This is a genomic window from Ruegeria sp. HKCCA5426 (genome assembly GCF_013034585.1).
In the GTDB taxonomy this organism is placed as follows: domain Bacteria; phylum Pseudomonadota; class Alphaproteobacteria; order Rhodobacterales; family Rhodobacteraceae; genus Ruegeria.
Map to the genome: position 1 here is coordinate 14550 of NZ_WQGH01000009.1, position 11023 is coordinate 25572.

Annotated in this window: 12 protein-coding genes; 9 read left to right on the forward strand and 3 right to left on the reverse strand. The window is 56.6% G+C overall.

What is annotated here, in order from left to right; all coding sequences use genetic code 11:
• The first annotated feature begins 1 nt into the window (after position 1).
• The 4 genes from paaB to GOV87_RS15025 are packed head-to-tail and all read left to right on the forward strand — an operon-like array spanning position 2 to position 2605.
• On the forward strand, positions 2-292 hold the full coding sequence (paaB, locus tag GOV87_RS15010; RefSeq protein WP_171124998.1) for a 1,2-phenylacetyl-CoA epoxidase subunit PaaB: 291 nt from the start codon (positions 2-4) through the stop codon (positions 290-292).
• Entirely contained in the window at positions 292-1062 is a 771-nt protein-coding gene (gene paaC / locus GOV87_RS15015; protein WP_171134986.1) for a 1,2-phenylacetyl-CoA epoxidase subunit PaaC, read from the forward strand. Before paaB ends, paaC begins: the two co-directional genes overlap by 1 nt.
• A 5-nt stretch (positions 1063-1067) precedes the next feature.
• A complete protein-coding gene (gene paaD / locus GOV87_RS15020) occupies positions 1068-1526 on the forward strand; it encodes a 1,2-phenylacetyl-CoA epoxidase subunit PaaD (RefSeq protein WP_171212328.1) in 459 nt (152 codons plus the stop codon).
• Between the two features lie 11 nt (positions 1527-1537).
• Positions 1538-2605 (forward strand): ferredoxin--NADP reductase, encoded by a 1068-nt coding sequence (locus GOV87_RS15025; protein WP_171212329.1) that lies wholly within the window; start codon positions 1538-1540, stop codon positions 2603-2605.
• On the opposite strand, the gene GOV87_RS15030 is transcribed toward GOV87_RS15025, so the two are convergent.
• From GOV87_RS15030 to paaI, 3 genes are read right to left on the reverse strand one after another with little or no spacing between them, the layout of a single operon-like run.
• Complete coding sequence (locus tag GOV87_RS15030; RefSeq protein ID WP_171125006.1) at positions 2602-3210, reverse strand: TetR/AcrR family transcriptional regulator; 609 nt, start codon at positions 3208-3210, stop codon at positions 2602-2604. The genes GOV87_RS15025 and GOV87_RS15030 overlap by 4 nt on opposite strands.
• Positions 3211-3214: 4 nt before the next feature.
• The gene (gene paaK, locus GOV87_RS15035) at positions 3215-4525 is read right to left on the reverse strand and encodes a phenylacetate--CoA ligase PaaK (RefSeq protein WP_171212330.1); all 1311 of its coding nucleotides are present in this window, start codon (positions 4523-4525) and stop codon (positions 3215-3217) included.
• Positions 4526-4536: 11 nt separating this feature from the next.
• Complete coding sequence (paaI, locus tag GOV87_RS15040; RefSeq protein WP_171123205.1) at positions 4537-4962, reverse strand: hydroxyphenylacetyl-CoA thioesterase PaaI; 426 nt, start codon at positions 4960-4962, stop codon at positions 4537-4539.
• Between the two features lie 187 nt (positions 4963-5149).
• Between paaI and paaZ the strand changes: the two genes are divergently transcribed.
• From paaZ to GOV87_RS15065, 5 genes are all read left to right on the forward strand, one after another.
• Entirely contained in the window at positions 5150-7195 is a 2046-nt protein-coding gene (gene paaZ / locus GOV87_RS15045) for a phenylacetic acid degradation bifunctional protein PaaZ (protein WP_171212331.1), read from the forward strand.
• Positions 7196-7276: 81 nt separating this feature from the next.
• Positions 7277-8014: a hypothetical protein gene (locus tag GOV87_RS15050; RefSeq protein ID WP_171212332.1), complete on the forward strand. Its 738-nt coding sequence runs from the start codon at positions 7277-7279 to the stop codon at positions 8012-8014.
• 112 nt (positions 8015-8126) lie between these two features.
• A complete protein-coding gene (locus GOV87_RS15055) occupies positions 8127-9140 on the forward strand; it encodes a TRAP transporter substrate-binding protein (protein ID WP_171123211.1) in 1014 nt (337 codons plus the stop codon).
• A gap of 74 nt (positions 9141-9214) precedes the next feature.
• On the forward strand, positions 9215-9643 hold the full coding sequence (locus tag GOV87_RS15060) for a TRAP transporter small permease (protein WP_217360873.1): 429 nt from the start codon (positions 9215-9217) through the stop codon (positions 9641-9643).
• A gap of 5 nt (positions 9644-9648) precedes the next feature.
• A complete protein-coding gene (locus GOV87_RS15065; protein ID WP_171212334.1) occupies positions 9649-10986 on the forward strand; it encodes a TRAP transporter large permease in 1338 nt (445 codons plus the stop codon).
• The last annotated feature ends 37 nt before the right edge of the window (positions 10987-11023 follow it).

Sequence of the window (11023 nt, forward strand, 5' to 3'; positions counted from 1 at the left end):
GATGACACATGAAAACGAATGGCCCCTGTGGGAGGTCTTTATCCGCGGACAGCACGGCATGAGCCACCGCCATGTCGGATCGTTGCACGCCGCAGATGCCGAGCATGCAATTCGCAACGCGCGCGACGTTTACACGCGCCGCAACGAAGGCGTCAGCATCTGGGTCATCGAAGCCGAAAAGATCACAGCCTCCAACCCCTCGGACAAAGGACCGTTATTCGATCCGGCCCGTGACAAGGTCTATCGGCACCCGACATTCTACGACATCCCGGAAGAAGTTGGGAAAATGTGATGACAGTCTCTGCTGCTGAAAGCCCTCTGTTCGAGTTCCTTCTCAGGCAGGGGGACAATGCCCTTGTGCTGGGTCATCGTACTTCGGAATGGTGCGGGGTCGCTCCGGTATTAGAAGAAGATATCGCGCTGGCGAACATGGCTCTGGATTTGATCGGCCAGACCCAGTTGTGGCTGGGATATGCCGGTGAGGTCGAAGGTGCCGGGCGAACCGCCGATGATCTGGCCTTTCTGCGCGAAGTTTACGATTATCGAAACCTTCTGATGCTCGAAGTGCCAAATGGCGACTTTGGGAGGACGCAAATGCGCCAGTTCCTGTTTGATGCCTTTCAGGTACCGTGGCTGACACGCTTGCAGGACTCGAAAAACACGCGCGTGGCCGAGATCGCAGCCAAGTGCTTGAAAGAGGCGCTATATCACCTCGACCGATCCTCTCACACGGTGATTGCTTTGGGGGATGGGACAGAAGAAAGCAACCGCCGCATGACGGACGCGCTGACGTTCCTTTGGCCTTATAGCGGAGAGGTTTTCAAGGACGATGCCACCGATAACGCCATGGCCGAAGCGGGGGTCGCGCCGTTGCCCTCGGATCTACACTCCGTCTGGCTGGAAACGGTTGAACGCGTGTTGACTGAAGCTTGCCTGACATTGCCCGAGGGAGCATTTGCCCAATCAGGTGGGCGCACCGGGTTTCGGCACACCGAGCATCTGGGACACATGCTGGCGGTTATGCAAACCCTCCAACGCTCTTACCCCGGAGCGACTTGGTAGCCGCAATGCCTGTGACCGAAGCACAGATTTGGGACTGGCTCGAAGGCGTCCCCGACCCCGAAATCCCGGTGATCTCGGTGGTCGATCTTGGGGTGATCCGGGATGTTTCCGTGTCCGGCGACGCAGTGACGGTGACCGTTACACCCACTTATTCCGGCTGCCCTGCGATGGCGGTGATATCAATGGACATAGAAACGGCTCTGGCCACAAACGGGATTGTAAATCTGCAGATCCAAACCCGTATCGCGCCACCCTGGACGACCGACTGGCTATCGGAAAAAGCCCGCACCCGGCTGGAGGAGTTCGGCATTGCTCCGCCGCAACCCGCGGGCGGTCCAACGCGGTGTCCGCACTGCAAGTCGGACCGGTTTGAAAAGATCAGCCAATTCGGTTCGACCCCCTGCAAAGCGCAATGGCGCTGCCAGGACTGTCTGGAACCCTTCGACTATTTCAAATGTATCTGAGGTCTTGAGCTATGGCGACGTTTCACCCCCTGACCGTGACGGACATCCAAAAAACGATCCGCGACGCAGTTATTGTGACCCTGAAACCCGAAAGCCCAGACAGATTTGCCTTTGCGCCGGGCCAATACCTTACGTTCAAGCGGGACTTTGACGGTGAGGAATTGCGGCGCTCCTACTCTATCTGCGCGGCACCACATGAAGGTGTTTTGCAGGTCGGGATCAAAAGCGTTGATGGTGGTGCCTTTTCCAACTGGGCCAACACAGAACTGCAAGTGGGCGATGTTATGACCGCAATGCCACCCATGGGTAATTTTCATGCGGCGGTGGAAACCGATGCCCCGCACTATCTGGGATTTGCGGGGGGATCGGGCATCACACCGGTATTGTCGATCCTGAAAACCGCCCTGTCCGAAGACCCCTCTGCCCGGTTTACACTTGTCTACGCGAACCGAACCCCAAACACGATCATGTTCCGGGAAGAGCTAGAGGACCTGAAAAACCGGTACCTGCACCGGTTGAACATCGTTCACATACTTGAAGATGACAGTCAGGAGATTGACCTGTTCCGGGGGAGGGTCGACGGTGAAAAATGCGCGGCTCTGTTTCGGCATTGGATCGACATAGGCTCTGTCTCGATGGCGTACATCTGCGGGCCGGAGCCTATGATGCTGGCGATTTCGCAATCGCTCAAGGATCACGGTTTGACAAAGGATCAGATCCGGTTCGAGTTGTTCGCCTCTTCCCAACCGGGCCGAGCCAAAACCCGCCCAACCTCAAAAGCCATTGACGATGCAGGCATCAAGGGGCGGGTTACACTGGGCGGCGTTAGCCGCAGCCTGACCATTCCAAAGGATACCAGCCTGTTGGAAGCCGCGCTTGCTGAAAACCTCGACGCGCCTCACGCCTGCAAAGCAGGGGTGTGTTCCACGTGCAAAGCACGGGTTGTAGAAGGCGAAGTCGAAATGGTGGCAAACCACGCACTGGAAGATTACGAAGTGGAAGCTGGTTTTGTTCTGACCTGTCAGTGTTTCCCAGTCTCAGACAAAGTGATGTGGGATTACGATGAGGCAGGCCACTAACTGTCGGCCTGAACCCCGGGCAGACCTGCAACAGTAAATTGCGTGATAGTTCTTGCATAACCTTCGCGATCTGATCGAGTCGCCTTTGGGTGCCACATGTAATACCAATTCAACATGCCAAAAACCGACATCGTCAATTCGCGCAACAACCTGGGCTGCGAGCTCAACTTACCGCCGCTCACCGCATCCAGAATACCACTCATCTGAGTGACCATATCCTTTTGATAGGCTTTCAGCACCGTCTGCATGGCGTCGGGCAGCAGTGAGACCCCTTCGCTCTGAATGTTGTGTTCATAATCCATCCCTTCATAAGCCAGAAGGTATTCTCGCAAGACCAGATGCAACTGTTCTTCGGGCGGTTTGCCTTCCAATTCGACCGAAGAGACGCGGTCGTTCAACTCGGAAAGATAGGAATCCAGAATATCGAACAGCAACGCCTCTTTACTGTCGTAGTAGTGATAGATGTTGGCTTTCGATATGCCCGCGCTTTTCGCCACCTGGTTCATCGAGGCACGTGCAATCCCTTCGCGGGCAAAAACACTGGCCGCAACCGAAAGGATGCTCTGCCGTTTTTTATCGTGGTCTTTTGCGATCGTGCGCGCCACGGGCTCACTCCTTTGGTCTGTTGTCGATAACACGTCGGGCCTTGCCCTGACTGCGTTCGACAGTGCCGGGCACACCGACACTTACTGTGGTTCCGATCCCTATCGTATCTTTGATCTTCTTAGACAAGGCCCCGGCCATGGTATCCCGTGCTGCATCCGCTGCTGCATCAGGCGCGGCTTCGACATGTACGGTCATCGCGTCCATCCGGCCCGAGCGAGTCAGTTCAATCTGGAAATACGGCGCGAGTTCGGGGGTCGCCAGAACCAGTTCTTCGATTTGGGTCGGAAAGACATTCACGCCGCGCAGAATGATCATGTCGTCGGAACGTCCGGTAATCTTCTCCATCCGCCGCATCGACCGCGCCGTTCCGGGCATCAGCCGGGTCAGGTCGCGCGTGCGGTAACGTACCATCGGCAGCCCTTCTTTGGTTAGCGTTGTAAAGACCAACTCTCCGATCTCACCGTCTGGCAAGACCTCTCCGGTTTCGGGGTCGATGATCTCGGGGTAGAAATGATCCTCCCAGATGTGTAGGCCGTCCTTGGTCTCGACGCATTCATTAGCCACACCGGGACCCATGATTTCCGACAGGCCATAGATATCAACCGCATGCATGTCGAACGCGGCCTCGACCTCGGCTCGCATCGCGTTGGTCCAGGGCTCAGCGCCAAAAATCCCCACATCCAGCGAACTGTCCCGCGGGTCTATTCCGGCGGCATGAAACTGTTCAAGGATGTTGAGCATATAGGACGGGGTCACCATGATCGTACTGGGTTTAAAATCCTGTATCAGCATCACCTGCCGTTCTGTCATTCCGCCCGAAACAGGTACGACCGTGCAATTCAATTCCTCAGCCCCGTAATGCGCGCCAAGCCCGCCGGTGAACAGGCCATAGCCATAAGCAATATGGACGATGTCACCGGGCTTGGTTCCGCTGGCCCTCATCGACCGTGCGACCAGCTTTGCCCAGTTGTCGATATCCCCGCGCGTATACCCGACAACTGTCGGTTTGCCCGTCGTCCCTGATGATGCGTGCACACGCACGATCTGTTCACGCGGGACAGCAAAAAGGCCAAAGGGGTAGTTAGCCCGCAGGTCATCCTTGTAGGTGAATGGGAACTTCGACAGGTCCGCCAGCGATTTCAAATCATCCGGATGCACCCCTGCGGCATCAAACCTTTGCCGATAAAAGGGGACGTTTTCATATGCGTGCTTTAATGACCATTGCAGACGTTGCAATTGCAAGTCGCGAATTTCGTCTGTGGATGCTATTTCGATCGGGTCGAGCCTGTCTCGGGCTGGCGTCAGGTCTTTCATGGGCTCCTCCCCTATTCCTCAAAAAGCTGGCCCGGAATGGCGCGGGAGCAGCCTCGAAATTCTGCGATCACTGTGTTTTTCTGGTTGGTGACGGTGACGTCATAAATGCCGTTTCGCCCGGTCAGGCTGACTTCGCGCGCATCGGCGAAAAGCCGGTCACCCAATCGGCCCGGCGCAATGTATGAGATATTGTTGTGCTGCGCGACGGTGGACTGATTTCTGCTGTTGCAGGCAAACGCAAAGGCGCTGTCGGCCAGCATGAAGATCACACCGCCATGGCAGATACCATGTCCGTTGGTATGGTGTTTCTCGATCATCATGGACAGTGTCGCCCTGCCCTCATCGACGTCGTCAATGCGCATGCCAACCCAAGGGCTAGCGTTGTCCTCGCGCCACATGGCTTGCGCCGCACGTTCCGCGCGCTCTTTAGGCGTCATGCTTGCGGCCTTTGGAATTTAACAAACAAACGACCAATTTGCCTTTTACCCGGCCCGTGCTTCCCACCGTCATGGACACCACATTCTCCTTGATCTTCCTCCGCCCTGTACTTAAACATTTCATAAACCGACCGGTAGGTCAATTAATGAGTTGAGTCACACCGAACCCAGACGCAAGGACCGCCTCATGACTGTACAAAACGTTGAAAGCTACATCGCCGGACAGTGGACCGGATGCGACAGTTCAGCCCGCGAAATCCGCTCGGCCGTAACCGGTGAGTTGATTGGAAGGGCCGGGAACACTGCGCTGGACATTGGGGCCATGTTGGACTTCGCGCGCTCAAAGGGCGGGCCTGCCCTGCGCGGGATGACGTTCCATGATCGTGCGCGCATGCTCAAGGCGTTGGCGGCGCACTTGGGACAGCACAAACAAGCCCTTTATGACATTTCATTCGCGACGGGCGCGACGCAGAAAGATCACCTGATCGACATTGACGGCGGTATCGGCACATTGATGGTCTATGCCAGCAAAGGTCGCCGTGAAATGCCGGACGACACCATCTATTTGGATGGTGAGGTCGAACGGCTGTCCCGGCACGGCACCTTTCTGGGGCAGCATATCTGTACCTCGCTGACCGGAGCGGCCGTTCACATCAATGCCTTCAATTTTCCTGTTTGGGGTATGCTTGAAAAGCTGGCCCCAACGCTTTTGGCTGGGGTTCCCGCAATCATAAAACCGGCGACGGCGACCTGCTATGTTGCCGAACGCTGCGTGAGGATCATGCTGGATAGCGGCCTGGTGCCAGAAGGTGCCATTCAGTTGATTTCCGGCGGGCTCGGAGATTTGCTGGATCATTTGGGCGGGCAAGACGCAGTCAGCTTTACCGGTTCGGCTGCAACCGCGAAAACACTGCGCGGCGCGCCGTGTTTCCAGGGGAACGCAACGCGCTTCATCGCGGAACAAGACAGCCTCAACGCGTCGATCCTCGGCCCCGATGCCGTGGCAGGCACACCCGAATTTGATCTGTTCATCAAAGAAGCCACCCGCGAAATGACCACCAAGGCAGGCCAGAAATGCACCGCCATACGCCGCATAATGGCCCCGGCATCTCAGGTCGAGGCCGTGATTGACGCCCTAAGTAAACGGCTTGGATCGGTCGTCATTGGGGACCCCACGGCCAAAGAAACACAAATGGGTGCCCTCGTGTCCCAGGCCCAAAGACGGGATGTTCTGGAAAAAGCCGCCCTAATCGGGCAAGAGGCGGACCGCGTTTTCGGAAACCCCGATGGCTTCGTGGTGCATGGAGCGGATCGAGACAAAGGTGCATTTGTCCCGCCGATGCTGTTTCATTGCGCGTCGCCGGACACAGCCAACCTGCTGCATTCGGTCGAGGCGTTCGGCCCCGTTTCAACCGTCATGCCCTATCGCGATCTGGAACACGCGGTCCACATGGCCAACCGGGGTGGCGGTAGCCTCGTGGCATCGGTCATCACGAACGATCCCGACGTCGCCAGAACTGTCGCCTTGGGTGCCGGGCCGTTCCACGGGCGACTGTATTTCAACAACCGGACCTCGATGAAAGAAAGCACAGGCCATGGGTCACCCCTGCCGCATATGGTGCATGGCGGGCCCGGTCGCGCGGGCGGCGGCGAAGAGATGGGCGGTATTCGCGGCGTAATGCATTACATGCAACGCACCGCCATTCAGGGCAGCCCCGACATCCTGACGGCCATCGGGCGTAAATGGGTGCCGGGTGCAAACGAAATAACCAGTCACGACCATCCGTTCACCCGCACATTCGACGCGCTTGAAATCGGGGAAACCCTGCACACCGCGGAACGTGAAATTACGCTGGACGACATCGAGAACTTTGCCCATTTCACCGGCGACACGTTTTATGCCCACATGGATGATGCAGCGGCCAAGCGGAACCCATTCTTTCCGGGCCGTGTTGCGCACGGTTATCTGCTGCTGAGCTTCGCCGCCGGTCTGTTCGTTCAACCGGACGAGGGACCAGTTTTGGCCAATACAGGGCTGGATAACTTGCGGTTCCTCAAGCCAATTCAGGCGGGAGACAGCATTCGCGTTCGTCTGACCGTGATGCAAAAGTCGCCGCGAAATCAGGACTATGGTGAGGTCCGGTGGAAAGTCACCCTTCTTAACCGCGACGGTGATCTTGCCGCCGAATACGAGTTGCTGACCTTGAACGCCAATCATCGCGATGAACCTTAGGGTTTTCTCATAGCCACATGGCGCGATGGCGTGGTAACTAAAGGGTCAACTTCCATTTAAGCGCTTTGGAAAGACCCGATTTTGACAGCCGCCGACTCCCTGATTGACGACCTGTGCAACCTTGAGCCGATCAAGACATGGTCGCTGATTGTCACGCTGTTTGGCGACCTCAGCGACCACCACATCACGGGCAAGGAGCTAGGCCTGCTGATGGGACATGTCGGCGTAAGAACCGAGGCCATACGGGTCGCGCTGCACCGGCTCAGGAAAGACGGTTGGATTGTGTCGACAAAATCAGGGCGCGAAGTGACCTATAGCCTTTCGGATGTTGGTCTGACCGAGACACGCGCCGCCTACGAAGATGTTTACAGGCAAGACGTAAAATACCCGCAAGGATGGCAGTTGCTTTTGACCAAAAGTGATTATGCCGCCCCAGACCCGGCTATTCGCATTGAAAGATCATTGCTGCTGGTGCCTGTCGAAGCCGTTCTAAGCGACGGTGCGGCGCTTGGACTGCAGGCAGATACGGACCATATACCAGACTGGTTTTCAGATCGAATTGTTCCCTCTCAAACTTTGGTTCTGGCGCAAAAGCTTTGTGAAATTGCCGAGCGTCCAGGCATCAGCGATCTGCCACCCCTTTCCTTGGCTGCAGTCCGGCTGCTGCTGCTGCATTACTGGCGCAAAATAGCTTTGCGCAATTCCAGTTGGGCTCACATTTCGATGATCCCGCAAGGACCACTTGCACGGTGCCATCATCGCGTGACCCAGGTGATGGCTGATCTGCCCAGATTGAATCCCGCTGCATTCGCCAACTGACACGACGGCAATTGTTTTTAGGAAAATCCGCGCGCCAGTATAGTTGACCGACCGGTTGGTTTATGAAACTGTAGTCCAAAGCTGCACGCAGCTTTTGTTATGGGAGGATAACATGAAACAGACGCTTGCTGCCTTTGGGCTGGGGATTTCCGCGTTGCTGGCAGGAACTGCCGCCTGGGCAGAAAAAACAATGGTGGTTTCCTCGTGGTTGCCACCCAGTCACATCGTGAACGAGATCATCTGGCCAGAGTTCATTTCACGCATCGAAGAAGCAACCGATGGTCGTGTGACCGGCGCCATCGAATATAATCTGGCCTCACCCCCGGCGCAGGCCGACCTGATCGAAGACGGCGGCGCGGATGCGGCCTGGATTTTCCACGGGTATAACCCGGGCCGCTTTGTCACCACCAAACTGATCGAAATTCCGGGTCTTGAAGGTGACTCTGCTGCTGCATCTGCGGCCCATTGGCGTGCGCACGAGCAATATCTGGCCGTGGCCAATGAACATGACGGCGTTGTTCCGGTTGCCATGATGGTCCATGCCCCGGGTATGTTGCACCTGTCCAAGGAAGTCAGCTCGCTTGACGATGTCGCGGGCCTCAAGATCCGTTCGGGCGGTGGCGTCATGGGGGATGTCCTCAAAGGTCTGAATATGGCGGGCGTTCAGGTTGCCGCGCCCAAAGTCTATGAAACTGTTTCTAACGGTGTAGCTGACGGGACATTCTTTCCGGGTGACACGATTGCCATTCTACGCCTGACCGAAGTTCTACCCTACACCTATCGCGTACCGGGTGGATTCTATCGCGGCTCCTTCTCGATCATCATGAGTGAAGAGTTCCTCGAGTCTGTCGGCGAAGAGGATGCCGCAGCTATCCGCGCGGCATTGGGCGAGGATTTCTCGGCCTTCGCGGGTAAGGCCTGGGACGTCGGCAACCAAAGGGGTCTGGATGCGCAGGCTGCTTCAGGGCAGATCATTGACCTTGAAGGTGATGCAGCCGCCCCATTTGAGACACTGGTGCCGCAGATACAGGCATCAGTGCTTGAGGAAGTCTCAGGCAAAGGCGTCGACGCAGAAGCCGCAATGCAACTGATCCGGGACACCATGTCCGAATACAGCGCGAAATGAGCGCACAATCGAACCTAAAACGGGCAAGCCACTGGTTTGCCCGCTTATGTCTATTGGGCAGCGGCCTTTGCCTTATGCTCGTTATGGGCCTGACAGTTGTCGAGGTTATTGGTCGCTATATCTTCAACGCACCGATTTTCGGGCGTCAGGATCTGGCGCAAATCCTGCTGGCATTGTCTATCTTCTTCGCATTTCCCGTGGTCACCCTGCGGCGTGAACAGATAGACGTCGACCTGCTTGACCACCTCTTCACACGACGCGCTGCATTTTGGCGAAACCGTTGTATCGACGCGCTTACATCGCTTTGCTTGCTGACAATGGCAGTGTGGCTGTTCGCGCGCGCGGACAAGGCGCTTGAGCGCGGCGCAACCAGCGAGTTGCTGTTCATCCCAAAATACCCGCTCATTTATTTCATCGCACTCATCGTGAGTTTGACTGGCGTGTTGTTGGCGGTCAGTGCCTTTCTCAAAATCATACGGCCGACCGATCCTGAAGGACTCTGACCAAGATGGAAGTCTCACTGATTGCTTTTGCGCTGGTCATCTTCCTTGTGTTGCTGCGCGTTCCGATCGGCATCGCAATGGGATTTATCGGGGCTGTCGGGTTCGTTTATCTGAGGGACGGGCGCTGGTCCGCAGGGTTGGGCCCGGCAGCAGATTCGATACTGGACGTAACGCAGAACGACGCGCTGTCGGTGATACCGTTGTTTATCTTCATGGGAATGATCGTCGCACAAAGCGGCATGGCGCTGGACTTATATCGCGCCGCCTACACGTTGGTCGGGCGGTTACCGGGCGGTTTGGCGATGTCGACGATTTTGGCCTGCGGTGGCTTTTCTGCTGTATCAGGCTCGTCGCTGGCCACAGCCGCAACCATGTCCAAGGTGGCCCTACCGCCAATGCGAAAGTTTGGCTATCACGATAGTCTGTCCACCGCGTCCGTCGCCGCGGGCGGTACATTGGGCATACTTATCCCACCCAGCATTATCCTGATCATCTACGGCTTTTTGACCGGTCAATCCATCGGGAAACTGTTTTTGGCAGGCATTTTGCCGGGCCTTCTGGGCATATTGCTGTATCTGGGCGCCGTCGCCTTCGTCGTCTGGCGCAAGCCCGAGTACGGTCCCGCCGGAGAAAAAAGCTCGTGGACCGAAACACGGCAGGCTTTGCTGCGTGTCCTTCCGATCCTTGCGCTGTTCACGCTGATCATTGGCGGACTATACGGCCGCGTCTTCACCGCAGACGAGGCGGCGGGCGTGGGTGCATTTGGCGCGATCGTCATTTCGGTCCTAATCGGCCGGTTCACGTTCAAGGGGTTGATCGAAGCACTGGTTCAGACGGTAAAAACATCTGTTGGATTGTTCGTCCTTCTGATCGGCGCGGATATCTTCAACCGTTTGATTACACGCGCAAGATTACCGGATGACCTGCTGGCGCTGGTTCAGGGGGCCGGGCTGGAGCCATTCACAATTCTGCTGATCATAATTTTGATCTACATCGTTCTGGGCGCCGTGTTTGAAAGCTTGTCCATGATCACACTGACCGTGCCGGTCTTCGCTCCTTTGATCGCGTCCTTGGGGTTTTTCGAAGGCGATATCACCGGAGAAACCGCCCTGATCTGGTTCGGGATCATCGTCGTGGTGGTGACGGAAATCTCGCTTATCACACCACCCATCGGCCTGAACGTGTTTGTCCTGAGGTCCGTGGTACAAGACGTATCAACCGCAACAATCTTCCGAGGTGTGACGCCATTCTGGGCTGCCGATATCGTAAGGTTGGCCCTTCTGGTGGCCCTTCCTGCCTTGTCGCTGTTCCTGCCCTTAGGCGTTTTCGGGTTCGGACCATAGATTGTTTGCCCGAACCCTCAACCCCGGCACTGCGCTG

Bases quoted from the DNA above. Each gene is read 5' to 3' on its own strand.
- paaB (WP_171124998.1), top strand. From the start codon at position 2: ATGACACATGAAAACGAATGGCCCCTGTGGGAGGTCTTTATCCGCGGA.
- paaC (WP_171134986.1), top strand. From the start codon at position 292: ATGACAGTCTCTGCTGCTGAAAGCCCTCTGTTCGAGTTCCTTCTCAGG.
- paaD (WP_171212328.1), top strand. From the start codon at position 1,068: ATGCCTGTGACCGAAGCACAGATTTGGGACTGGCTCGAAGGCGTCCCC.
- GOV87_RS15025 (WP_171212329.1), top strand. From the start codon at position 1,538: ATGGCGACGTTTCACCCCCTGACCGTGACGGACATCCAAAAAACGATC.
- paaK (WP_171212330.1), bottom strand. From the start codon at position 4,525: ATGAAAGACCTGACGCCAGCCCGAGACAGGCTCGACCCGATCGAAATA.
- paaI (WP_171123205.1), bottom strand. From the start codon at position 4,962: ATGACGCCTAAAGAGCGCGCGGAACGTGCGGCGCAAGCCATGTGGCGC.
- paaZ (WP_171212331.1), top strand. From the start codon at position 5,150: ATGACTGTACAAAACGTTGAAAGCTACATCGCCGGACAGTGGACCGGA.
- GOV87_RS15055 (WP_171123211.1), top strand. From the start codon at position 8,127: ATGAAACAGACGCTTGCTGCCTTTGGGCTGGGGATTTCCGCGTTGCTG.
- GOV87_RS15060 (WP_217360873.1), top strand. From the start codon at position 9,215: ATGCTCGTTATGGGCCTGACAGTTGTCGAGGTTATTGGTCGCTATATC.
- GOV87_RS15065 (WP_171212334.1), top strand. From the start codon at position 9,649: ATGGAAGTCTCACTGATTGCTTTTGCGCTGGTCATCTTCCTTGTGTTG.